Origin of the sequence: Planktothrix paucivesiculata PCC 9631 (assembly GCF_900009265.2) — a bacterium.
In the GTDB taxonomy this organism is placed as follows: domain Bacteria; phylum Cyanobacteriota; class Cyanobacteriia; order Cyanobacteriales; family Microcoleaceae; genus Planktothrix; species Planktothrix paucivesiculata.
In genome coordinates, this window is sequence record NZ_LR735018.1 from 358,953 (window position 1) to 384,475 (window position 25,523).

Consider the following 25,523-nt stretch of genomic DNA (forward strand, 5'->3'; position numbering starts at 1 on the left):
TTAAATTGTGTCAAAATCGAAGTCATGCTAATCTACACGACCCCGACATTCGACGCACAAGCGAAACAGCAAGGCATCCAGAGTCAAGTGGCGGAATTACTCGTCACCCTCAAGACTCAAGGGACAGTGGCTGTGCAGGCGCTGTTTGAGTGGAACTATCCCTACTTAAAGCGACCCGTGCGGAATTTGCGTTTGCTAGGAAAAATTCTCTGGGTGAATAATGACCCGATTTTATGTTTATTGGCGGTTTTTCCCCGGGGAGGGAACGAGTATGAGGCATTTCTGAGAAATCCCGATGAATATGGAATCAATCATCTGGATTCGTTAATTGATCCCAAAGAATTAGAAAATAGTATTAATGCTCAACGGGAAGAACAAAAATCCTTTCGCCGTCGCCCCAGTTTGCCTGAAGATTTACGTCAAATTTGGTTAAAAGGGCCCGATTGGATTAAGAATACCACCGATGCGGTGATTTGTGAAAGTGAAATTTGGGTTACACAATTTAAACAACCCGACACTCAACTACAATGGCGAACTTATTATGATATTGTGGATAGTTTGGTGGAGAAAAAGTCAGGAATTGAAATTACACCCACTGACTTTTTAGGAATTGAAATTGCCGGACAACCGGAGCATAATCGCTATATTATTTATAGTTGGATTCTTACCTCCGACACTCCTAACCGCAGCGTTTTATTTTTACTTTCTACCTTTGATCATTATCCTAATTCCCAGGATATTCTGGAAGTGGGTCAAATCACTCGTCTGTTTAATTCCGCCTCTGGAGAAACCGAAGGGGAAGAATCCTCAGAAAACCCTAGTCAAAGTAATATTTTAGCCCAGGAATTAACCTTAGAAGATTTAGCCCGCTATACCCGACGCTCCTATCCCGATTATTTATTAGGGGATTCGGAAATTTGGTTAGAAATTGAGCAGGAATTTGGGATTAATTGGGCGTTATCGATGGAGGAAGAAAAAATTCTCCATGAATTATCTACCCCGGAAATTAGCAAGAGTTCCCTGCCAGTTTTTATTAATGGACGGGCAGGCAGTGGTAAATCAACTATGTTATTTTATCTGTTTGCCGATTATTGTTATCGCTATCAAAAATATTATTTACAACATCGTCAAAGATTAAATCAAGTTCCCCATCCTTTATTTTTAACCTATAATGAACAATTATTAGGGAAAGCCAAAGAAGGGGTAAAAAAACTCCTCAAAAGTCACCATAAATTTCTATTAGAAACCGACGGACAGGGAAATAAACCCTCGATTGATATTTGTTTTAAATCGTTTCAACAGTTTTTATTGAGTTTACTTCCTCCCGAAGAAAGTGACAAATTTGATCCCGATAAATATATTAGTTTCCATGATTTTAGGCAACGGTGTAGCCGTCGCTATAGTCGTTATTCCCCCGAACTTTGTTGGCATATTATTAGAACTTTTATTAAAGGTTATACCCTGAATGGACAAAATGAAGGGTATATGACCCCCGATGATTATGAAGAAATTCCCCGGCGAGAACGCAGTTTATCCTTGGATATTTTTCAAGCCATTTATAAGCAAGTTTGGCCTTGGTATTATCAATTAACCACCCGCGAAGGCTATTGGGATGATCAAGATTTAATTAGAAAAGTCTTACAAGTCAGTGGAGATAATTTACCCGTTTATACGGCTATTTTCTGTGATGAAGCTCAGGATTTTACCAGTTTAGAACTGCGCTTAATTATGCAGTTATCAATATTTTCCCATTGTGATTTATACCCCCCGGTTTGGTGTTTACCCTTTGCCTTTGCCGGAGATCCTTTTCAGACCTTAAACCCCACGGGATTTCGCTGGGAAAGTGTCAAGGCGACCTTTTTTGATCAAGTGATTGCCGCCCTTGACCCGACCCGACAACTTAATTTATCCATGACGTTTTATGAGCTTGAATCTAATTATAGGTCAAGTCCTTCTATTGTCAAAGTTACGAACTTAATTCATCTATGGCGACATATTTTATTTAAAATTCAAGAGTTAAGACCCCAGGAGTCTTGGCAATCTTATATGGAGTCTCCCACGCCCCAAAAGTTTATCTTTGACAAGGATAATTTTTCCGCCGACTCCCTCAAACAACATATTGAAAAATCCCCGATTTTTATTGTTCCCTGTGAAGCCGGAGGGGAGTTAGATTATATTCGACGAGATGAATTTTTATCGCCTTTATTTCCCGATGCCACGGAAGAACATCCTCCTAAGAATATTTTAAGTGCAATTCAAGCAAAAGGATTAGAATTTCCCTTAGTAATTCTCTATAAATTTGGGGATCAATTTGCTAAGGAATTTAATAAAAAACCGTTAATTGATTATGTTCCAGGGACGGGGAATCATCCGTTGGAATTGGAATACTTTTTTAATAAACTTTATGTAGCTGCTAGTCGAGGAATGTCGGATTTAGTAATTATTGATACGGAAATTGGCGATCGCTGTTTATGGCAATATGCGACCGTTGAAAGATTAGTTAAAACCTCATCATTCAACTATCATGAATATTGGTTAAATCAAGTTAACAAACCAGAGCATTGGCAAACCTATATCGGAGGAGTCCGTTGGGGGGATAATTTAGATGAATTACAACGGGATAACCGTGCCTCCCAAGCTCAAAAATTTGAAGAAAATGGTCGAAATCAAAAAAATGCCGCCGACCTACGACGGGCAAAACAATTTTATCGAGAATTAGGGTATTTAGAAAAAGCTGATTTATGTGAAGCTTTTGCTTTGAAATTCGATAAACGGTTTCGAGAAGCGGGGCGTTTATTCCTAAAAAGAGGTCAGGAATTAGAGGCGTGGGAGTGTTTCTGGGATGGGATGTGTTGGCAAGCTTTAGCGGAATGGTATCGTCAATTTCCCCAGAAAAAAACGGTGGAACAACCGTTAGTTGAATTTATGGCTCAGACTTCAAAAACCTTACCTAATATTCGACAATTTACTCAATTTTTAGAGGAATCTTTGAGTGGTCAAATGATTAAGGAAAACCGCTTAGTTAAGGCTTGGAAATCGGCGATACAGGATTATGGTCGTCAAGTTAGAACATTGATGCGAGAAAAAATCCTAGAGCCGGAAGAATGGCAACGGTTTGGAGAGGTTTTAGAGGGATTAGATGAAGCGAAATATAATGGGGTTTTGGAATTAGCTGGAGATTGTTATTATCGGGCTAAAAACTTACGTCGGGCTGTTCGATGTTGGCAGGAAAGCGGGGCAAATCACAAACGAGAATATTATCTGGCTCAAGCTGAATTATCGGGATTTCCTGAAGGTTTACCCTATTTGGAAAAAGCCGTAGATTTTGAACGGATTATTGTGGAATGGGAAAAATCTGGGAAGTCAGGAAATCAACAATGGATTAAACAGTTAGATTGTTTAGGACGGGCTTTAGAACGACAAAATCGCCTGCGAGATTGGATTAATTATTTAATTAAAATTAAACGTTGGATTGATGCGATCGCAGCGATCGAAAAATGTGGTAAACTAGAAGCAATTCTATTTAGATTTGAACTGATCAGACAAATTTCCCGTTCTAATTTAAGCCCTGAACAAGCCCGAGATTTTCGCGGTCGCTATTTAGCCTTAATTGAAAAAGCCCTATCGGTCTCCAACTGGCGACAAAAGTTAGCCGCGGTTGAGGTAGGAATTGCTTTAGAAAAAATTGGAGAATTAGTCCCTACTCTGAAATTTTATGAACGATTTATTAGTAGTAATGAACCCGGTTTAAAACAGTTTGCTCAACAACGATGGTTAGCAACTAAACTCAAACAAAAAGAATATGCCTCAGTCGCCGAACCCATCCGGGCGCAGGAAATTCAACAGGATATTACCCGTCGGGCCAAGGATTGGAACATCGACCCCGCCACCCTCAATTCCGACCCTCCTCGGGTGGATTTAATCGAAAATCCCAAATTACTCCAGCTTTCCCCCTCTGACCCTTCCCAGGCACATCCTGACCTTGATGATGAGAGGGTTCAGGGTCTACCCCCCGGCACAAAAATCCGCCTTTTGGGGCCAGAAGCCGATGGCTTTAGCTTCCAAATTGGCCACATCCAGATCAAACGGGCCAAACGGAATAATAGTTTATGGGTACTTTTGACGGATATTTATAGTTCCAAAGCCCTACAAATTGATGTCGATGGTATACAGGGAAAAGTCAGAATTGGAGAATTAATTTTAGAAGTCGCGGACGGTCATCAACTTTCTTTTAATAGTATCACGGGAGATTATCGAGGCACGGTTTTTTATCGAGATGAAAAGCCCAGGGTAGAGTTGCATATTCGGGGAATTTCTAGTATTATTTCCCTTTGAATCAGTCATCAGTTTAATCAGTTATCAGTTATCAGTCATCAGTTATCAGTGTAAGAATGATCAGTTTAATCAGTCATCAGTTATCCGTTTTAGAGGGAGGTTGATTTGTGATTTAGGTGATTAATAAAGATATGATAGAGTCCTGAAGGGCTCACTACGATTCAAATTAAATCTACCATCAGGAACATTAGGTACATTTTTATGTCAGAACAATTGTTTACACAACCGATTTCAGAAATTAGCGTTCAAGAGTTAGAAAAGTTACTTAAAACGGTTCCCAAAACCGACTTTCAGTTAATTGATGTGCGGGAACCTCAAGAAATTGAAATGGCAAAAATAGAGGGATTTGTTAACTATCCTTTAAGTCAATATAGTGAATGGTCAGACAAAATTTTAGTTGAACTAGACCCGCACCAAGAAACATTAATTCTGTGTCATCATGGCATGAGATCTGCCCAAATGTGTCAATGGTTGATTCAGCAAGGTTTTACCCAGGTAAAAAATATTAATGGGGGGATTGATGCTTACTCCATTTTGGTTAATCCCCGGATTCCCCGATATTAAAAAACATCCCTTTTATTTCAATAATAATGATAGAAACCACCGTTAAAACAATTCAAAAGTCAGATTTTGTCCTTTCTCCCTACATGAAAAGTAATAATTTATGGGGAACTTATCAAATCTTAAATACCGTTATTCCCTATCTGCTTTTATGGATTTTAGCCGTTAAAGCTGCTACTATTTCTCTGTGGTTGCTACCACCGATTATGGTGTTAATGACCCTATTTTCAGTCCGTTGTTTTTCCTTAATGCACGATTGCGGACATTACTCCCTATTTAGTTCAAAAAAGGCGAATCGAGTCGTGGGTTTTATCCTGGGGGTCATCAACGCCATCCCCCAATATCCCTGGTCAAGAGGACACGCTTATCATCACAAAACCAATGGGGACTGGGAACGTTATCGTGGCCCCTCGGCTGTAATTTCCACGGAGGAATTTGCTAAACTGAGTCCATCGGCTCAAGGGTGGTATGAATTTCTCCGACATCCATTAATGATTTTTCCGGGCGGGTTTTTCTACCTCGCCATTAAACCTAGACTAGCATTAATCCTGGGAATTTATGGTTGTTTTATTCATGTTTTAACTTCCTTAAAACAAGATCCAAATATTAGTTTTAGGGAGCGTTTCTCATCCTATCAATCCAGAAATTGGTATACCACTGGTGAATTTTGGGATCTGCTTTTTAACAATATTTGTGTAGTTGGCGGCTGGATTATTCTCAGTCATTATCTAGGATGGGGGTTTTTCTGGACGGTGTATTCCATCACCCTAACCTGTTCAGCAGCACTGTTTATTTGTGTGTTTTTTGTACAACATAACTTTGAGGGTTCCTACGCCCACAAAACCGAAGGTTGGGACTATCTGCGAGGGGCAATTGAGGGGAGTAGTTACTTGGAATTACCTCGGATTTTAAAGTGGTTTTCCGCCGATATTGGCTATCATAATATTCACCATCTTTGTGAAAGAATCCCCAACTATAACCTCGAAGCTTGTCACAATCAGAATATACATTTACTCGCTGGGGTCAAAACCCTGAGAATTTCAGATATTCCTGATTGTTTTAAGTTTATTCTCTGGGATTCTGCTGCTAACCGTCTAGTCTCAATCCGCTCATTTCGTCAAGCTGCTGCTTTAAATTCTCTAAACAAAATGGCAGCAGTGATTAAGTCAGTTTAAACCCCCTAACATGGAGACCCTTGATTATGGTAGATCAATCTGTTCAATCTAATTTTTCCGATGCTATTGATCAAGGATATTACTTAGATCGAGATTGCACAACTTTATCCCGTCATGTTCTCCAACAACTCCATAGTTTTTCCCACGATGCTCAGGATATTAGCGCTTTAATGAATCGCATCGGATTGGCGGGAAAACTCATCGCCCGTCGCTTATCTCAGTCGGGTTTAGTGGATGATGCGTTGGGGTTTACCGGGGCCGTAAACGTGCAGGGAGAGTCCGTACAACAGATGGATGTTTATTCCAATTCTGTGTTTATTTCGGTGTTCAAACAAAGCGGTTTAGTCTGTCGTTTGGCATCGGAAGAAATGGAAAAACCCTTTTATATTCCCGAAAATTGCCCGATTGGACGTTATACTTTGCTCTATGATCCCCTCGATGGTTCATCGAATTTAGATACTAACTTAAATGTCGGATCAATATTTGCAATTCGTCAACAAGAGGGCAACGATGAAGACGGGGAGGCGAAGGATTTATTACAAAATGGACGCAAACAAATTGCCGCCGGATATATTCTTTATGGCCCCAGTACGATTCTAGTTTATTCTATTGGAACCGGGGTTCATGCGTTTATTCTTGACCCGAGTTTAGGAGAATTTATTCTGGCTAATGAGAATATTAAAATTCCAGATCATGGGCCGATTTATAGTGTGAATGAAGGGAATTTTTGGCAGTGGGATGAATCAATTCGAGATTATACCCGTTATGTTCATCGTCATGAAGGATATACGGCCCGTTATAGTGGGGCTTTAGTGGGAGATGTTCACCGAATTTTATATCAAGGCGGTGTGTTTTTATATCCGGGGACTGTTAAGAAACCCGACGGAAAATTACGGTTATTATATGAGTCTGCACCCATGGCATTTTTAATTGAACAAGCCGGGGGAATGGCCTCAACTGGAACTCAAGAAATTTTAGATGTTATTCCTGGAAAACTGCATCAACGTACCCCTTTAATTATTGGTAGTAAAGAGGATGTGATGTTAGTTAAATCATTCATTGAAGATCGCAAACGCAGGGAACAAGAAGGGGGGATTGAGTAAAAATTAAAGCACTGTGATTTTTTCGGTTCTCCCTGACCCCGCGGCTGTTTCCCAGTCTGGGGATTTGGGGAGATTTTAGGCTTAAATCGATTAAAACTCTTGCCTTCTGTTGTTAAATGTGCTAATAAAACATCTAAACTAGAGTTTTCATGCAGAAACCATGCAAGCGAAAAAGTTCAAATCAAAATTCAAGCAAACGGTACAAACCTTGGTCGCCTCAGAGGTACCTGCGTTGTATGGGAGTCTGCTGTTGAGAACCTCTAGCGTTGTCATCGGTCTAACCCTAGGGACGGCCTATCCCTTAGCCGGACAAGCAGCCGTTGTCGTAGACTGGAAAATTGACCCCAACACGGGAGTTGTGGAGGTGGAATTGCCTCCGGGGAATCAGCCCCAATTATCGGTTTTTAACCTTCCCCCCCGTTTAGTCCTAGACCTTCCGAACACAGAAGTTAAAGTTAATATTACAGAACGCTATGAGACGGGCGTGATTCGTCAAGTCAGTTTAATTCAGGCCAAACCCCAACAGGCTCAACTGGTGGTGGAATTTACCTCCGGGATTACCGTTGACCCCCAGGCCCTCGATTTACGACAAATTGGCATTGATAATCTCTGGGTCTTGCGTCCTACCCTGCAAACCTTACCGCCCGAACCCCCGACGACTCCGGCGAGTACCGTTGCTGCCCAACCCCAAACCACTCCCACCCCGTCCCCCAGTAGAACTTCTACCTCCATCCAAGCTACCGCCACCGTCAAACCCCCAGCATCCCCGAAACCTCCTCAATCTGCCGTTGGTCAATACGACCCCCGACAAACCGCTTTACCCAACCCCCAACCGACCCGGGACGCGAGTGTAGAGGTGGTGAGGGTTCCCTTGACTCAGCCGCGTCAAGCTCAACTGTTTCCCACCGTTCCACCCGCGCCGGAAACAACAGCCTTTCGTCCCCCCGTTGCCGTTGTTCAAGCAGATTTATACCCCTACCCGCCGGGTTATCCCTACGCACCTCCATTCTCTCCCCAAGCCGTTCCCTTTGGCCAACCTTTGCAGCCCCTAGGACAGCAACAATCCTATCTGAATCCCCGTCCCTCAGTCATTTTGCTACCGACGGGAACCGCGTTAACCTTACTCTATCCCACGGAAGATCAAGTGCGTTTAACTCATCGTTCTGAACGCCAGGATGTGTTGTTATTGCAAGGAGGAATTGTGGACAGTTTGGGGAATTTTATTGTGCCACCAGATACGCCGATTGTCGGAGAGTTTGAAACCACCACCAAAGGGAGTCGATTTATTGCCCAAGCGATTAATTTAGACGGTCGCAGTATTCCAATTCAGGGTCAATCTAATTGGATACCTGGGTCTTTGGAAATTCGTCCTGAACGGGTAGGAATTGGGACGGGTGCTGGAAGTTTGGCTGGGTTTGTAGTCAGTGGTTTTACCGGAGTTGGGGCTTTAGTCGGTGCCATTGCCGGGGCAGGAATTGGAATTGGAACTTCTCCTTCTCCCACCACGTTACAACCGGGTCAAATGATTTCTATTCAGTTAACCCAAGATCTGACAACTCCTAACTTCTTTTTAGTCAATCAATAGGTTAATTTAGCACTTTTTGCACCGTATAAGAAGGGGCTTCTATAATCAGAATATGATGGGGAATATCGGTGACTTCAATATTAAAAAGATCATCTGATGTTTTGACTAATATTGACTTCACAGCCCCTTTAAGTTGAGAGGCTTTATCCAATAAAGCTAGGGCTTTATGCAGACTTTCTCCGTGTCGCTGGACTCGAATGGGAACAGGTTTTCCTCGATAGTTCTGTTTTAAAATGGCATCAATTCCTTGATTTCTTTGAACCGGAATAACATCTAAACTTGAAATAATATTCAGAGCTTCCTCATCCACATTCTGGTAAGATTTTCGACCTTTTTGCAACAACAAAGACTCGGATTTAATCGAGGTTTTTAATCTATCTTGAGAGATTTGAACAGCATCCGGTGAAATATCAATTCCCAATCCTGAACGATTTAATAGTTTAGCTGCAATAATGGTTGTCCCACTTCCACAAAAGGGGTCTAATACAAGATCTCCCGAATTAGAGGCTAATTCAATAATTTGTTCTAGGAGTAAAATCGGTTTTTGACTAGGATAACCGATACGCTCTTTAGCTTTCGGGTTTAAATAGGGAATCTCCCAAACATCACTTAAAGGGACTCCTTTTTTGGGGTCAGCCGGAATAATTTCCCCCTGATTATCCCTAGCATAAACCGCTTTACCATGCTCATCTCTGGTGCGTTTCTGTAAGATTTGATCAATATTAGTAGATTCTGAATAATTACAATAAATGGGATTAAAAGTAAATTGATTAGTTTTAGAATAAAAAAATATCGTTTGATGGGCGGGTAACAATCCTTTTTTAGAATTTGACCAGCGTTTGTAACTCCAAATAATTTCTGACCTAAAATTTTTCTGACCAAAAATATGATCTAAAATCGCTCTGATGATATAATTAGCATGGGTATCACAATGGACAAAAATTGATCCATCTTCTCTTAAAACATGATGTAGAACAGCTAATCTATCATAGAGAAATTTTGCATAGTCTTGATGACTTTCCCATAAATCATCATAACTAAATTCAGATTTTCTATCTCTGGTTTTTAAAGACTGCTGCTTTTGAGTCAAAAAAGGAGGATCTAAATAAATCAGATTAACAGAATTTTTCTCTATTCCCTGGACAATATCAAGACAGTCTCCTTGAAGAATATTGTAAGTATTGTTCATGATTTTTAGTAGATTAATAAATTATAATTCATCAGAAGTTGTATTTTGATCAGCAATTCTTTCTAAAATTGCCTTTAAATCTATACCTGTTCTTTCCGTCACATAATTCCAGGCACTTTCTCCATAGTGATATTCACCCCCAATTCCCTTATAAAGTGTTTCTAAAGTTTGCTGAACTCTTATAGCTTGTTGTCTATTGGGGTAATAAAACATAATACGAATAGGTGTATAACCTGCGGTTGCTATAGTTTTGATTCTAGTGTGTTCTTTTGTTATATGATCTCCATCTGTTGTTGCATCTCTCCACTTAATTTCAATGGCATTGTTTCCTTCTAAACAATCAATCTCAAATGTTTTGGGTCTTGAACCCATAGTATTAGCAATTTTGATTGATTTTGAATTGGGATATTTTTCCAAAAAAGATAATTGAGTAGCTTTCTCTAAAAATGATCCTGCATACTTGTATAAGAAACGACCTTTATTTTGATAAATATCTATTAATCTTCCTTCTTGCTCCGTTACACCCAGAACTCGATAGATTAAGAAATGAGAAGTATCATCACCTTTCATTTCTGCTAAACGACAGTCGATTTGTTTCAGTAGAGCTTGGGAATATTTTTCTGCTAAATCTTGTATTTTTTCTTCCAAACTTGAAGGTGTGAGAGTTGCCATAAATCAGATAAGTTTTGTATGGAGATAATTTCTCCTGTTTAAAACTGCAAAACCCCGAACCCAAGATGACTACTTTATAGCCATCTCGCGTTCAGGATTAAGTTGAATCTTCCGTATTTTGACTGATTATTCGGCGGCGGTTGCTAACCCTTCCGTTGCTCCTTTTGTTCGGCGACGAGTTAAGGTATTAAATAACATTTGACCAATAGCTTTGACTAAATTCCCTTCTAATTCATTGAACATTTTCATGTTCATCCCAAAGGCATCATTGGCTTCATCGACAATGCGAGTCGCTGTATCTTGGTCAATATCAACGCTATCCATTTGTTGACGATAATTGACTTTAAAAGCTTTTTCGTCGGGAATATCATTAAACTCGTAAAACTGAGTTCCTTGTCCATCTTGCAGATTCATGGCGTTTTGAGCAATTCCCTTCAGAATTTGCCCCCCAGACAAGTCACCCAAATAGCGAGTATAGAGATGGGCAATTAACAATTCTGGTTCAGAATTAGAAATTTCCCGAATCCGAGCAACATAAGATTTTGTAGCTTCAGAAGGTTGCACTTCTTCCTTCCAATTAGCACCATGATAAAAGTATAAATCCTGCTCTAAACTTTGTTTGCGATTCAGTTCAGGAAAATACAATTTAGATAAAATTGGATGGTTACGGTGGCGCTCCATTTCTTCTTCCATTGCAGAATAGACAAAATAGAGATTTCCCGCCAATTTCCGGTAAGACGTTTTTTCTACCGTGCCTTTTAAAAAGCACTTAATAAAACCAACGTTTTCCGCCATTGTGTGAGACTTCTTCGTGCCTTCTCGCAGTTGGGTTGCTAAGTTAACGCTCATACTTAAATTCTAATCCCAAAGCTAAATTCAATCTGATTTTTAATATTAAACTAATTTCATGAGAAATCGTGTTAAGAATTGTCACATTTACCCCTGATACTAACCCGCTAGTTATATTTCTAACCTCTTTGTGTCTTTGTAGTTTAATGAACCTTGACACCTCACCTACAATTTAATTAAACTAACCGCTATTTTACCTTGAAAACAAACGTCTACATCTGTTCCCGGTTCATAAGGGCGATCGCTATAATTTCCATGATAATGAAAATAATCCCCTTCTATTCTATAATTAATCGGTAAAGATTGAGTTCCCAATTTACAAAATACCATATCTGGCTCAGGATCTTCCGGTTCCAAATAGGGAAAATTAACATTCCAAAAACACCCCCGTTGCGGAGGATGTTTCATTAATTCATTTAACACTAAATTTGCCCAACGGGTCGCCCTTTTCCAATTTACGGGTTTTCCTCCTTTGCGATATTGCGACAAAGATATCCCAGGAATTCCCTGAATTGCCGCTTCCCTAACCGCCGCTACCGTCCCGGAAATATACACATCAACCCCCATATTTCCCCCCGGATTAATTCCTGAAATTACCCAACTTAAATCAGGACAAAGATGGGACACTGCTAACCGAATACAATCGGCGGGAGTTCCCCCAATTGCATATTCTATTTCCGAACGTTTTTCAACATGAATGCCTTGATGGGTCGTTACTTGATGTCCGCATTGAGAATATTCTTTTTGGGGAGCAATCCAAATTTTTTCCCCGGAAATTGCCTCGCCTAACGCTTTAATTCCGGGGGCATCAATACCATCATCATTTGTTAAGACAATTTTCATTTTTTTAGGGAACAGGGAACAGGGAATAAGTAATGGGTAATGGGTAATGGGTAATGGGTAATGAGTAATGAGTAATGAGTAATGAGTAATGAGTAATGAGTAATGAGTAATAAGTAATGGGAACTAGGTTAAAATACTGCCTCCCATAATTTTAATATAACGACGATTTAATTCGTCGCGCATTAAGGGTAAATCTTGTAACTTCCGATCTTTTTCTAATACCTTTTGGGCGGCATCCCTTGCTAATTGTAACACCTCCTGATCCTCGACTAAACTGGCTAAAGCAAAATCCGGTAAACCCGACTGGCGAGTGCCTAAAACCTGTCCTGGCCCGCGCAATTGTAAATCCATTTCTGCAATTAAAAAACCATCCTGAGATTGTTCTAAAACCTGTAACCTTTGGCGCGCTTCTGGAGTAGAACCACCTAACATTAATAAACAATAGGATTTATCTTTGCCTCGACCCACCCTACCCCGTAATTGATGCACTTGAGATAATCCAAACCGCTCGGCATTTTCAATTAACATCACCGTAGCATTAGGAACATCAACCCCCACTTCCACCACCGTTGTTGACACCAGAATCTGAGTTTCTTTATCCCTAAATAGAGTAATGGCTTGATCTTTTTCCGCGCTACTCATGCGACCATGGAGCAACCCAATTTTAAACTCGGGAAAAATCTTAGACTGTAATTTTTGATGTTCCTCCACCGCCGATTTAACATCTAATTTTTCCGATTCTTCAATTAAGGGTAATACCACATAAACCTGTCTGCCTTTTGCTACCTCGCGCTGAATTAAATCATAGGCATCCCGTCGTTGTTTTCCGGTTAAAATAGTGGTTTGAATCGGTTGGCGACCGGGGGGAAGTTCATCAATTTGACTCACATCTAAATCCCCATGTAAGGTTAGGGCTAAGGTGCGGGGAATGGGAGTTGCTGTCATCGTTAAAACATGGGGAGATTCGCCTTTTTGTTGTAATCTGGCTCGTTGTTGAACACCAAATCGATGTTGTTCATCAATTACCACTAAGCCCAAACGATGAAAATTAACCTTATCTTGAATTAAGGCATGGGTTCCGACTAAAACTGGCAATTCTCCTGTTTCTAAATGGGCATGAATTTGACGCCGTTTACCAACTTTCGTTGAACCTGTTAATAATTCTACGGGCAGGTGCATTAGGTTAAACCACTCGACTAATTTTCGATAATGTTGTTCGGCTAAAACTTCCGTCGGAGCCATTAAAGCGGCTTGATATCCGGCTTGAATTGCTGCTAACATTGCCACCACCGCCACCACTGTTTTACCCGCCCCCACATCTCCTTGAACTAATCTATTCATCGGTTCAGGAGAATATAAATCCTGGAGAATTTCTTGAATTACCCTTTGTTGAGCATTGGTTAATTTAAACGGTAACATCTGATAAAATTCATCGATTAATTTGCCTTTGGGGGCTAAAATGGCACTGGTTTCAACTTGTTTCTGCTGTTGTCTTCGGGTTAATAATCCTAACTGTAAATAGAAAAATTCATCAAAAACTAACCGTCGTCTGGCCGCCGATAAACAATCTCGGTCTGGAGGGAAATGGATATTCTCAATGGCATGGGTTAAGCCAATTAATTGATATTGATTTAATACTTCTTGGGGTAAGGCATCTTTTAATTGTTTCGCCGCCGGTAAAGCCGCAATCACTGCCTTTCTCACCACATCCGCCCCGATGCCATCTGCTAACGGATACACGGGCAAAAGTCGCCCAATTTTCATCGATTCAATTTGACCCCCAGCATCATCTAAAACCTCTAATTCTGGGTTATCTAAGGTGATGCCATATTGATTTTTTTTGACTAAACCCGATGCCGCAATTAACACCCCAGTGGCATAATTATTTTTTTGTTGATGTTGCCAACCTTTACTACTATATCGATTTCCGGCATAAAAACGACTAATTTTAAGCTGTCCGGTATTATCGCTTAATACTAATTCTAATATGGTTAATTTTTTATTCCGAGGACTACTAAAACAACTACACCGTTTCACCTGAGCAATTAGGGTTACGGTTTCCCCAGGTTCGAGTTCTTTGATTTTCACCTGTCGGGCGTAGTCAATATGATCCCTGGGATAATAATACAGTAAATCAAATACGGTTAAAATTCCTAGTTTAGCGATGCGATCGCTATTTCTAGGCCCGATAATTTTTTCTAAGGATTGTTCTAAGGATAGATTAATAACCTTTGCCTGTTCCTTAATTGTACTGGTATTCGGAAGCGGTTGTCGATTTTGCTTTTGATCCTGTTCCCGAATTTCCGATACCTTATTTCGACATTCAAATAACCGTTGTAATTGCAATAAAAATCGTCTCGTATCTGCAATTAAATGTTGTCGGTCTTCTACGGCTAATTCAGGATAGCGTAAAAATTCCTGTGCCAAATCTTGACACCGTTGCTGAGTCTCCGGGGGGGCATTTTCAAACAATTCCTTTAAACTCACATAGAAAAATTCATGGAACTGATATTGACTCCCCTGTAAATTAGTAAAACCCCGCTCTGCTTCCACGCACAACGCTTTACTAAATCTCCACCAGTCCGGTTGATAAGATTTCATTTAATCTCAGTTCCTAATTACCCTATCTTTGTGCCTCACCATCGCCTATTATAATATATCGTATTTTCAGCAGAATAGAGATTTTATTTGCTTTTATTTAACCTCTATACTCGGCTTTTTAATAATAGGAATTAACGGCAATTTCAGGGGGGTTGACAATAACAAATCCATTTTGCTATAATTTTGGCAAATGCTAGTGTCGTGCTTTTGAGTTTGCACTTGATTTTTTAGGCAATAAACCTTGAAATCCTTTATCCATAGCATTACATACTTTTCTACTTTCCCCACTCCTCGGTTTTAGGGAAAAATTAAGACAGATTTTTATGGGTATTGACACGAATAATTTTCAGGTGCTATAATTTTAGTATATGCTAGTGGGGGCTGTGCGTCCCTACTCTTGATTTTTTAGTCAATTAAAACTTCTAAAACCTTAGCCCATAACCATTACAACCATTTTTAATCCTCATACCAACTGGCTCGCCAAGCGGTTTCTGCCTGGAGTACAGCCCTCTCGCGTAACTTTTTTTGATACTCCCGACGGATACCACTTAACTGTCCCGACAAATGGCGAAGTTGGTGGCGTCGCGTCATCACATTAGCATCCGCAAACTCAATTTCCCCCAAGCGCAGATGAATAGCCGTTAACTTGGTCATGATAGAGGTTTGGGAGTGATCATCATCCTCCGTCTCAATCATGATCTGGAGCAAATTCGCTGGCCCAGCCACCATATCGCTAGAAGCCTCAGCCTTAGAAGCCACTTCCAGAATAGCTTCGGGTAGCTTTTTCGGTAATAGCCCAAAGCGTTGTAACAGCAAGTTGGCATCCTTAGATAGCAATTTCAACAGCCGCACAATTCCAATTTCAATCGCCTCTTGCCAAGCCAATAAATATTCGGGAGTTAAGGGTTGTGGAGTCCGAGAAACCTGTAACGCTTCCTCTGGCTGCTCCTCCCCCGGTTCCGAGGTAAAATCCTCCTCCTCTCCATCTTCAAGTTCAAAAGCAGCCAAAATTTGCAGGGACTCGCATAAATCCGTCTGCATTTGTCGGGCTAAATTTCTTAACCCTTGTTGTAATTTTTGTCGTTGCGAAACCGATAACTCTAAAAATGCTTGAGGATAGGTTTGAGTACAGAGGTGATAACTGGCTAAAATCAACTGTTGACGCACCCCTTGCCCCAGGGCGACCAAATAGACCTCATAGGCTTGATGAAACTCTTGGGCAATTTTAGCGATCGCCTCTTCCAAAGTAGCAATATCCTGATCAATCCGACTTATTGATCCAGTCATAAAGGAATTACGAATTACGAATTACGAATTACGAATTAATAAACTCCGATCATAATTAAATTTCTATTAGATCGGAGTCTTAACTGTCAATTAACTTCAGAAGTAATCTAGGCTTTACCCATTTGTTCGGCCACTTCATCGGCAAAATTCTTTTCTTCTTTCTCCAACCCTTCGCCCAAAACAAAACGAGCAAAGCGACGAATTTTAATATTTTCGCCTAACAGAGCAATACTTTGTTTAACCAACTCCGCCACGGTAATCTCTTGATTCCGAATATAAGGTTGATCAACTAAAGATAGCTCTTGTAGACGCTTATCAATTCGTCCTTGAACAATTTTTTCTTTAATATTATCGGGCTTATTTCCTAAATCATCCCGCTTCATTTCAATCTCTTTTTCCTTAGCGGTAATGCTGGCGGGAATATCATCAATAGAAACATATTCCACATTCGGACAGGCGGCAATTTGCATGGCAATATTTTGGACTAAAGCCTTAAATTCCTCCCGACGCGCCACAAAGTCCGTTTCGCAGTTGACTTCCACCATCACCCCAACCCGTCCGCCAGTGTGAATATAACTTCCCACCAAGCCTTCGGTAGCGCTGCGAGATGTTTTTTTATCCGCAGAACTAATACCCTTTTGACGCAACCATTCAATAGACTTGGCAATATCTCCCTCGTTTTCAACCAGGGCTTTCTTGCAGTCCATCATCCCCGCGCCCGTTTTATCGCGCAGTTCTTTAACAAGTTTTGCTGAGATTTCCGCCATCTTTTCCTCAGATTTGTTTTATGTTTACCTATCGCCATTACTCATCTGTTCACAAAAAGTATAACAAATGAATAAGAGCGTTTTCCCGAATTAATCTCCCAGGAGTCCCGAGGGGATTATTCAGCTTCAAGCCGCCCCAAAAAGACTCCTGAGAACTATTTTAGGTTTTATCCTTCTGACTCGGAATCAGAATCTAAATCGCCGATATCTTCAACTTCTTCTTCATCTTCTTCATACTCGGCGAATTCATATTCATCGTCAGCGGCTTCTGCACCTTGACCATGACGTCCTTCATAAATTGCATCGGCTAACTTACCGACAATCAACTTAATTGAACGAATAGCATCATCATTAGCCGGAATATGAATATCTGCCAAATCAGGATCACAATTAGTATCTAATAAAGACACAATTGGAATATCTAATTTCCGACATTCCATGACGGCGTTATATTCCCGGCGTTGGTCAACTAAAATCACCACATCAGGAACACGGCGCATCGCTTTAATTCCGCCTAAATACTTCCGTAATTTCGTCAATTCTCGACGTAAAACCGAAGCTTCTTTTTTAGGAAGATAATCAAAATAACCACTAGACTCGCGGTCTTCCAAAGTTTTCAGACGGTCAACCCGGGTTTTAATTGTCGCCCAGTTGGTCAGCATTCCCCCCAACCAACGTTGGTTGACATAATATCCCCCGCAACGGGCGGCCTCACTGGCGATAATTCCAGCGGCTTGACGTTTAGTTCCAACAAACAGAAACTTTTTCCCATCTTCAGAGGAACTTCTGACATAATCATAGGCCTCCTCCATTAGTTCTGCGGTTTGAACTAAATCGATAATATGAACCCCGTTACGCTCCGTGTAGATATAGGGAGACATTTTTGGATTCCAACGGCGGGTCTGATGTCCAAAGTGAACTCCAGACTCCAGCATTTCTGCCAAACTAATAACGCCCATTCTTTATAACTCCTATATTCGGGTTAATCCTCCATCCAGGCGTATCAGCTAAGGGTTTTAACCCTAGAAACACCCGAATCCCTGGATGTGTGATTTTTAGACAACCTTTCCACTATACCACGTCTTGCGAATTCTCAATCCCAGAATCAAAAGATCATCAGTAGGGCGTCAAGTTTTCCGTTATCGTATGAGTGTATAAGTGGAATAACACAAATGACTGAGCAGACAATTGATTACACTTCAGATTATTTTCAGAGCGAGGCTTTTGACACCGATTATCAGACCCTAGCTTTGTATATTGTGGAGATTTATCATCCAAAAACCGTGGCAGAATTGGGTTGTGGCCCTGGTCATCTGAGTCGAGAACTGGCAAAATTAGGGGTAAAAGTAACATCGGTTGATGGTTATTCTCAACCAGATTTTACAGGATTATCCGTAGAATTTTATCCCTTAAACTTAAATGATCCTACCGCGATCGCTAACTTTTTCCAAGACAAACAGTTTGATCTCGCTATATCCTTAGAGGTAGCCGAACACTTACAACCGGAAAGTTCACCTACTATTATAAATTGGCTGACTAAAGTTGCACCAGTGGTGATATTTTCTGCCGCCGTTCCGGGTCAAGATGGACATGGACATATTAATTTACACCCCCGTGATTATTGGCACAACTTATTAACTAAATCTAACTTTTTGATTAGCGATCGCATTCGCGAAAAGTTACGTAATCATCCTAGTGTTGCCCCCTGGTATCGCTACAATGTCTTAGATTATGTTCATGCTAATCACCCACAAGTTCCCCAACCAAACGAAGTTATTACTCGCTTAATTGCCTCTGAATCTGCCGCAGCTACGGCCTATTATGAAGAAGCAACTAAGCTTTATTTACTAGAACAAAAAACCGGAATTTGTAACTAATTAATTAATTACTTTTCCAAATTAGTTCTAAACGGGCTTGAGCTTCTTTAAGTGCTTGTTCCGCAGAAGATTGACCGAGTAATGTGGACTCAATGGCTCGACCCAGACTATCAGATAAACGATTATATCCCGCAATAATGGGTCGAGCGCGAGCCACAGGCATTTGGTCTACAAACACTTTTAACCAAGGTTTGGAATTGAGAAATTGTTGATAAGCCTGACTTTGAACAGAATTAATATTAACAGGTAAAAAACCCGTACCTATAGCCCATTCTGTTTGAAATTCCTCACTAATCACAAATTCTAAAAACTTTAGTGCGGCCTGCTCTCGTTCGGGCTGAGTCTTCATCACATAAAGATTTCCCCCCCCAATTACCGTCGCTTTCTCAACATTAGCAGGCATAGGAAAGATTTGATAATCCACGTTAGATTTAGTAATATAAGTCCAAGGGCCAGTGATTTGCATTGCCACACGACCAGCCAGAAAATTATCCTCCTCATAACCCCGTTCTGGACTAGAAAGAATCGCTGAACCATCTTTCATTAAGTCTTCCCAGAATTTTAAAGCAGTAATCGCTCCGGGATTAGTTAAATTTGGATAACCATTAGTTACTATTTCACCAGCCGCACTTAATAAAAATGGAAACCAACTAAAAACAGTCCATTCTCCCTTACCTAAAGGCAGTAATATTCCATGTTGTTCGGGTAGTTGATCACCATTTTTATCTATAGTCAATTTTTTAGCAACTTGGCGTAATTCTTCCCAAGTTTTCGGGGTTTCTTTGATGCCCGCAGCTTCAAACAGTGTGGGACGATAAAAAATAGCTAAATTACTGGTAGAAAGGGGAATTGACCACAAGTGACCATCTAATTTTAATTCCTCTAATGTGTTAGGAATAATTTCAGCTTTCCCCGGTAATTGGTCAAACCATTCTTCTAGGGGAACAATTGCCCCTAGTTCTACAAACTGACCCGTAAGTTGAGGATAAAATGACAGAATATCCGGCGAGGCATTACCCACAACTGCTGTTAATACTTTCGGTAATCCTTCTGCATAAATAGATTCTACTTGAATATTACTATATTTTTGATTGAATTTTTCCACCAATCTTTCAAAAACATCACGGTTGACCGGAGGATTAATTGATTGCCATAAGGTCAGATGAATGACGTTATTATCCTGGGGTAATGTAGTCTGACAACTCGATAATAATACTAGAGATAAACTCAGGAAAATTCTGACAATGGGGTAAAAACAACTTCTAATCTTCGAGAAAAAAATATTAATTTTCATACGACTTATTTAAGCTCATAAAGAAATATTCTCTAAAACACTTTTAGTAATACTTGTTTCTGCTCTTGTGTAAATATAGGTTCTCGGGTCAGTTAAGTTGTGAGTTTTGAATCGTTTTTCTGCTCGTTGCCAAAAATCTGTATCTTCACCATAAGCAATATTATCAAATCCTTTTAATTCAAAAAATACTTTACGTTTCCCAAAAAATGTCGGCCCCAAAACACATTCTTTTAAATTAATGGTTTTTCCAGCTTGATAATAATCAGCTACTATAATATCTTCGTCAGAAAAGAATCCACCTTGTAGTAAATCCATTTCAGGATGAGATTTTAGATAGTTAAAACGAGATTCTATATGATTAGGGGCATAGGTATCATCACTATCTAAAAACGTGATATAGGAACTAAAGGAGGCTTGGATACCGACATTTTTAGAGTAGGCTAATTTGCGATTTTTATGTTTCAAATAACGGATATTTTGAGTGTTTTGTAAATAGGGATTAACTATTTCAAAAGTCTGATCATTACTGCCATCATCAACCACTAACAATTCCCAATTTTTAAAAGTTTGATTAATAACACTATCAATACATTGACGTAAATATTTGGCTCGATTGTATGTACATAAAATGATGCTAACTTCGGGTTGGATATCAAAATTAATCGGACTCATGGCAATTTATAAAGAGCTATAAAGAGTGAATTTTATTTCTGGGCTACGATACAAGTAGCTACGGGATAATCTGGATGATATGCGTCTAGTTCTGCGGTTGTTAGTTCTTCAGTGGCGATGCCATGATAACTAGCAATAACAGTCATAGGATTACCATAAATATAGAGCTTTTGGTTAGAGAAATTTCTAAACATCCAAGCAAAAGCATCGGGTAAAGGTCGCCAATAGTCCATGGGTGTAGCATGGAGTCTGATAGCACTAGGAACCATGGCAAAACATTTACCCCCGGGTTTTAACCAAGTATAAATATTTTCTACCACTTGCCAAGGTGCATAACAGTGTTCGAGAACATTAAAAATTACGATTGAATCAAAGGATTCCGGTTTAATTATAGATGTATCGTGAGCATCACCCACTATATCTATTCCCAAACCGGGTTCTATATTCATAATTTGATAGGATGTGCCAGGATTGACTTCATAGAAATCCTTATCTTTTGGTATGCCTCCTATTTCTAGGATATTACCATAAATTTGGGTTTGAATTTCTTTTAAATATTGGCTGAGATAGTATCTATCTACGGGTGTACCTCTAGTTAAACCAAATGCTTGACAAATAGGAACAGTCTTTTTTAAATCTCCCCAATTTATGGAATTTGTAGCCGGAGATAGCAACCCCAGTTGTTCTAAATATTCTACTGAATTACGGAATTGTTCTAGGGTATTAATAGATTGTAAATCATCTTTTAATGGATAGTTAAAAAATAATTGTGTCAGAACTTGGTAACTTTTTTGACTGATATCACCCAGTTCAAATAACATTTCCTTTTCAATAAAGCTGCGAAATCCTTTACCAAAAATTGTAATTTTTCCATCGGCTAAAAATACTATGGCATTTTCCAGCAGATGTTGATATTGCTCTAGCTCCTCCGTCAGTTTCTCTAGGACTAAAGCTGATTTAATTTGTTCAAAGATTAGGTAAGCTGTTTCTAAAGAATGTTCGTGAACAAATATTTCTAATATTGTTAACCAAGATTTAGCCGTAATAATTTCTGCTGTGCGTTGACTCCAAGCAAAAATAGCATACAGTTGGGAATCTTCAATTTTTAAGAAAGCATTACTTACATAAGTCTTAGTCATAGAATTTTTTCATATTTTTAAAAGTCAACTGCGACAAATTCGCAACCAAAAATGAAGTTATCACGCTAAAGTAATCCTGTCAAGTTCATCAAGAATAGTGCTATCTAAATCTATATCAAATTTTCTGGCAAAATGGCATGATGAGGAGAGAAGATTAGGCAAATCTGCCATTACCATTGTTTTAGGATGAGCGCCTTGTGTTGACCAGTCTACATAGCGGTAATCATCATTTTTTAAGTTTATGTGGGGTGCATTAGCCAGAATCGTTTGAAAATACGATTCATCTGCAAACATTCGACGACGATAGTGTGATGTTAAAGCATTTTTTTGATAGTGGAACTTAATAATATATTCTGCTGCTCGTTGATTAGCAGAAAACCATTGACTTCCAGAAAAGCAGCGAAGTTTCTCGGAAAATGGAAGAAAGGGTTTAGTTAATAATGGATGTTCCAAACGAATTGTCAGATTATTTAAAAAGGGAACTGAAAATAATTCATAACTACAGTATCGCTGATAAGCTAATATTTGCCAAATCACACTCATTTTTACATTTTGTTTATAAACTTTATAGATAATTTCTTCATGGTGTATGTAAGCATCATATCGATTTGAGGTGATGTCTCCTAATATTTGTTTGGCAGTTTTAATCGGATAATCTGAACCACTCAGCACTATAAACCAATCGGGGGAATTTGCAGACTCATACATTAGTTTAATTGCTTGTATGGTAGCTTCTACTATGGAGAAATCACCCCAGGCGGTTTCTATATGGGGACGGACAAAGGAGATATTTTTGGGTAAGTTATCTACAGACAAGTCACATTTAGAAAAATCATGATGGCAAACAATAGTTGGATAATTGAACATTCTGTTTAAATGATCTATTAGCCTGTAAATTTGCTCTGGGTTTTTGTGGGTAATTAAAATAAAACCTATGGATGATGACATTTAGATAAATTAGTTTATTTAATACTTGCTTAATTCGGAAAGTGACAGAAGCTCGATCAATTTAAGTCCTCCATAATCAAGGATGAATTTGTTTTAGAATTACCCGCAGACGATCATAATCATCTTTTAATAAAATACTCAGGGTTCGTCCCGCTTCTACTAACCAAGCTCTATCTAAGGTTTTAAACTTATAAACTTCTCGAATTGCCGCGGCTACCAAAGAATCAACCGGAGCATTACCGACATCTAATAAAGTTCTTAAAAAATCTAATTCCTGACTAAAACCAACAATTTCATCCGGTTCGCATTCATAAACCGCCTGATGAATTTGAGGGGGACGGGGCGGAATATATTGATAAATTTTGCCCCGTTGCGGTGAAGAATTATTTTCCTCAGTCATCAACTCAAATCCTACAATTGCCACCCGAAATTCCGTTTTTAACATGGCAAAAATTTGGGGTTGCTGTTCTCGCAATTCGTCTAAACTTAATCCTAGTGCCCTCGCGCGATGTACTGAATCAATTGGGCAAGTTGTGGCATGATAAACCACCCCATAAACCTTATTTCCCGACTCCTCATCCCTCGATTTCACCCAACTACCAAAGGCAGGCATCACCGGAAAACTCAAATCCTCCGGTTCCAAACATTGGGCTAAATATTCCGTTGTCGCCGTTTCAATTACCTCACCAATATGTTGTTGAGAACGAGCAGAAGTTGAGAATGTGGGAAAGGGGAGACGCATAAGAGAGGGGAGGGGAGCAGGGGGAGCAGGGGAGGCAGGGGGAGCAGGGGAGGCAGGGGGCACTTCGAAGATGNGTAATTCGTAATTCGTAATTCGTAATTCGTAATTACTTTTTACCTTTGCGTCCAGCAGTGGTATCAATAGCTTCTAGTTCAGAACGTCTGAACGTAACCAGTTTATCCCAGTTGCCTCCTTCAAACAGAACAGCGACTTTCCCGTCACTGACTCGTTGAACTAAACCTTGAAAACCATAGTAAGTATCAATAGGGTTCGTGACTCGCACGGCGGAACCTGGCAAAATCATAGGAGTTTAATGGTTAAGTGGACTCAATCCTAGTGTAACCCCCCCTGCCCTCCTTGGTAAGCCGGGGGTGAAGTTATAGCCGTTGCCACATCGCCCAAAACGCTTGCAGGAATAAGTTTTGGCTATGATTAAAAAAAAACTTTCCCAAAACCCTTGCACAAATCAAAATAAAATGCTTAGATGTAGAAATGTGGAAATTCAAAAGCGAATAAACACATAACCCAATTCGGGGGCGTGGCGGAATGGTAGACGCTACGGACTTAAAGATAAATTGAGCCTTGAGGCGAGAAATCTCTCAAGTGTAAGCTGTCAAATTCAGGGAAACCTAAATCTGTAAACTCAGACAAGGCAATCCTGAGCCAAGCCTAGGGTTATTAGAAATGAGGGAGTTTACCCAATCTAATATAAGTCTTAGGAAGGTGCAGAGACTCGACGGGAGCTACCCTAACGTAAAGCCGAGGGTAAAGAGAGAGTCCAATTCTCAACGCCAATTGGTAGTAGCGAAAGCTACGGGAGAATGAAAATCCGTTGACCCTTATAAGGTCGTGTGGGTTCAAGTCCCACCGCCCCCATACCTAAAAGTCAAATATAGCAGGCAATCAGCAAGAAAAGACTTCACGCTCTGATCTTATTTCCTAGTTTTCGCTTGAGACTGTTATACAAATTATCATTTTATCGGGTGCGTCTTACGCGCCTTTTTCAGTTATAAATTAATAAAATAGGCCCTAATCATCTCAACTCTCAAAGGAGGTATCAATGGTAAGCTCCAAGCACCCTCAATTAGAATCAACAGAAAATTTAAGCCTGTATGAACAAGATTTTTACTTATGGATTGAAAATACGGTAAATCAGTTAAAAACAGGGCAATTATTAGAAGTTGATTGGGGAAATTTAATTGAAGAAATCGAATCTATGGGACGCAGTGAAAAGCAAGCACTAGAAAGTAATTTAATTATTGTTTTACTACATCTATTGAAATATAAATATCAACCAGATAAACGTTCCAATAGTTGGTTATCTTCGATTTATGAACATCGTAGAAGACTGAGAAAAGCATTAAAAAGTAGTCCTAGTTTAAAACCTTACTATACAGAAGTGTTGGAGGAATGTTATCAAGATGCTAGACAAGAAGCAGCCTTAGAAACAGGTTTAACTTTAGAAGTATTTCCTCTGGTTTGTCCGTTTACACCAGAAGCCACCCTCGATAGTGAATTTCTACCGAATTAAATCAACTTAATCATTTAGATTGAGCGATTTTCTAGTAGAGATATGTTATAATAAATTAAATATAGGAATTTTATATTATTATCAACTACGGGAGAACATCATGACTCAAACTATTACTCAAGCAGAAGCCATTGTCGAGATAATTAAAACCTTATCGCTTCAAGAACAGGAGGAAGTGATTAATTTTATTGAATTTTTGCATTTTAAAGCCCAAAAACAAGAAATTCAACCTCCAGAAGCAGAACAACAACCGATTTCAGCCTATGAAGCTGCTAAAGAGTTTGCAGGTTGTTTAGATGGTGGCCCTTCTGACCTTTCTACTAATAAAAAGTATTTACAGGGGAATTGGTAAA

Annotated in this window: 22 protein-coding genes; 8 read left to right on the top strand and 14 right to left on the bottom strand. The window is 39.7% G+C overall.

Annotated elements, in window-relative coordinates:
* Positions 1-24: 24 nt before the first annotated feature.
* The 5 genes from PL9631_RS15775 (at position 25) to PL9631_RS15795 (ending at position 8,759) form a co-directional block, all read left to right on the top strand.
* Complete coding sequence (locus PL9631_RS15775; RefSeq protein ID WP_083621738.1) at positions 25-4,335, top strand: helicase domain-containing protein; 4,311 nt, start codon at positions 25-27, stop codon at positions 4,333-4,335.
* A 201-nt stretch (positions 4,336-4,536) separates the two neighbouring features.
* Positions 4,537-4,899: a rhodanese-like domain-containing protein gene (locus PL9631_RS15780; protein ID WP_083621741.1), complete on the top strand. Its 363-nt coding sequence runs from the start codon at positions 4,537-4,539 to the stop codon at positions 4,897-4,899.
* A 26-nt stretch (positions 4,900-4,925) separates the two neighbouring features.
* On the top strand, positions 4,926-6,071 hold the full coding sequence (locus PL9631_RS15785; protein ID WP_197046385.1) for a fatty acid desaturase: 1,146 nt from the start codon (positions 4,926-4,928) through the stop codon (positions 6,069-6,071).
* A 26-nt stretch (positions 6,072-6,097) separates the two neighbouring features.
* On the top strand, positions 6,098-7,174 hold the full coding sequence (gene fbp / locus PL9631_RS15790) for a class 1 fructose-bisphosphatase (protein ID WP_083621742.1): 1,077 nt from the start codon (positions 6,098-6,100) through the stop codon (positions 7,172-7,174).
* Between the two features lie 160 nt (positions 7,175-7,334).
* Complete coding sequence (locus tag PL9631_RS15795; RefSeq protein WP_083621744.1) at positions 7,335-8,759, top strand: AMIN domain-containing protein; 1,425 nt, start codon at positions 7,335-7,337, stop codon at positions 8,757-8,759.
* Position 8,760: 1 nt separating this feature from the next.
* Here the strand turns inward: PL9631_RS15795 and PL9631_RS15800 are convergent, their stop codons facing one another.
* From PL9631_RS15800 to rpsB, 8 genes are all read right to left on the bottom strand, one after another.
* Positions 8,761-9,948 carry a DNA-methyltransferase gene (locus PL9631_RS15800; protein ID WP_083621745.1) on the bottom strand — a complete coding sequence of 396 codons (1,188 nt, stop codon included), beginning with the start codon at positions 9,946-9,948 and terminating at the stop codon, positions 8,761-8,763.
* A 21-nt stretch (positions 9,949-9,969) separates the two neighbouring features.
* Positions 9,970-10,620 (bottom strand): ApaLI family restriction endonuclease, encoded by a 651-nt coding sequence (locus PL9631_RS15805; RefSeq protein ID WP_083621747.1) that lies wholly within the window; start codon positions 10,618-10,620, stop codon positions 9,970-9,972.
* A gap of 126 nt (positions 10,621-10,746) precedes the next feature.
* Positions 10,747-11,469 carry a biliverdin-producing heme oxygenase gene (locus tag PL9631_RS15810; RefSeq protein WP_083621749.1) on the bottom strand — a complete coding sequence of 241 codons (723 nt, stop codon included), beginning with the start codon at positions 11,467-11,469 and terminating at the stop codon, positions 10,747-10,749.
* Positions 11,470-11,634: 165 nt separating this feature from the next.
* A complete protein-coding gene (surE, locus tag PL9631_RS15815; RefSeq protein WP_083621750.1) occupies positions 11,635-12,312 on the bottom strand; it encodes a 5'/3'-nucleotidase SurE in 678 nt (225 codons plus the stop codon).
* Positions 12,313-12,435: 123 nt separating this feature from the next.
* On the bottom strand, positions 12,436-14,913 hold the full coding sequence (gene recG, locus PL9631_RS15820) for an ATP-dependent DNA helicase RecG (protein WP_083621752.1): 2,478 nt from the start codon (positions 14,911-14,913) through the stop codon (positions 12,436-12,438).
* A gap of 456 nt (positions 14,914-15,369) precedes the next feature.
* Positions 15,370-16,200 carry a hypothetical protein gene (locus tag PL9631_RS15825; RefSeq protein WP_083621753.1) on the bottom strand — a complete coding sequence of 277 codons (831 nt, stop codon included), beginning with the start codon at positions 16,198-16,200 and terminating at the stop codon, positions 15,370-15,372.
* A gap of 107 nt (positions 16,201-16,307) precedes the next feature.
* The gene (gene tsf / locus PL9631_RS15830) at positions 16,308-16,967 is read right to left on the bottom strand and encodes a translation elongation factor Ts (RefSeq protein ID WP_083621755.1); all 660 of its coding nucleotides are present in this window, start codon (positions 16,965-16,967) and stop codon (positions 16,308-16,310) included.
* Between the two features lie 167 nt (positions 16,968-17,134).
* Positions 17,135-17,926, bottom strand: a complete 792-nt coding sequence (rpsB, locus tag PL9631_RS15835) for a 30S ribosomal protein S2 (RefSeq protein WP_083621756.1) — start codon at positions 17,924-17,926, stop codon at positions 17,135-17,137.
* Positions 17,927-18,139: 213 nt separating this feature from the next.
* On the opposite strand from rpsB, the gene PL9631_RS15840 reads away from it, so the two are divergent.
* Positions 18,140-18,844, top strand: a complete 705-nt coding sequence (locus tag PL9631_RS15840; protein ID WP_083621758.1) for a methyltransferase domain-containing protein — start codon at positions 18,140-18,142, stop codon at positions 18,842-18,844.
* Positions 18,845-18,848: 4 nt separating this feature from the next.
* Here PL9631_RS15840 and PL9631_RS15845 read toward each other — a convergent pair whose 3' ends face one another.
* The 6 genes from PL9631_RS15845 to PL9631_RS15870 all read right to left on the bottom strand — a co-directional run bounded on the left by PL9631_RS15845 (position 18,849) and on the right by PL9631_RS15870 (position 23,943).
* Positions 18,849-20,138, bottom strand: coding sequence for an ABC transporter substrate-binding protein (locus PL9631_RS15845; protein WP_083621759.1), 1,290 nt, complete (start codon positions 20,136-20,138; stop codon positions 18,849-18,851).
* A gap of 15 nt (positions 20,139-20,153) precedes the next feature.
* The gene (locus PL9631_RS15850) at positions 20,154-20,810 is read right to left on the bottom strand and encodes a glycosyltransferase family 2 protein (protein ID WP_083621761.1); all 657 of its coding nucleotides are present in this window, start codon (positions 20,808-20,810) and stop codon (positions 20,154-20,156) included.
* Between the two features lie 32 nt (positions 20,811-20,842).
* On the bottom strand, positions 20,843-21,949 hold the full coding sequence (locus tag PL9631_RS15855; protein ID WP_083621763.1) for a methyltransferase domain-containing protein: 1,107 nt from the start codon (positions 21,947-21,949) through the stop codon (positions 20,843-20,845).
* Between the two features lie 60 nt (positions 21,950-22,009).
* Positions 22,010-22,816, bottom strand: a complete 807-nt coding sequence (locus PL9631_RS15860; RefSeq protein ID WP_197046386.1) for a beta-1,6-N-acetylglucosaminyltransferase — start codon at positions 22,814-22,816, stop codon at positions 22,010-22,012.
* Positions 22,817-22,973: 157 nt separating this feature from the next.
* Positions 22,974-23,639, bottom strand: a complete 666-nt coding sequence (locus PL9631_RS15865) for an HAS-barrel domain-containing protein (RefSeq protein ID WP_083622133.1) — start codon at positions 23,637-23,639, stop codon at positions 22,974-22,976.
* Positions 23,640-23,745: 106 nt separating this feature from the next.
* Complete coding sequence (locus tag PL9631_RS15870) at positions 23,746-23,943, bottom strand: NAD(P)H dehydrogenase subunit NdhS (RefSeq protein WP_026795595.1); 198 nt, start codon at positions 23,941-23,943, stop codon at positions 23,746-23,748.
* Positions 23,944-24,699: 756 nt separating this feature from the next.
* Between PL9631_RS15870 and PL9631_RS15875 the strand changes: the two genes are divergently transcribed.
* Complete coding sequence (locus tag PL9631_RS15875) at positions 24,700-25,170, top strand: DUF29 domain-containing protein (RefSeq protein WP_083621767.1); 471 nt, start codon at positions 24,700-24,702, stop codon at positions 25,168-25,170.
* Between the two features lie 100 nt (positions 25,171-25,270).
* Complete coding sequence (locus PL9631_RS15880) at positions 25,271-25,522, top strand: DUF2281 domain-containing protein (RefSeq protein WP_083621769.1); 252 nt, start codon at positions 25,271-25,273, stop codon at positions 25,520-25,522.
* The last annotated feature ends 1 nt before the right edge of the window (position 25,523 follow it).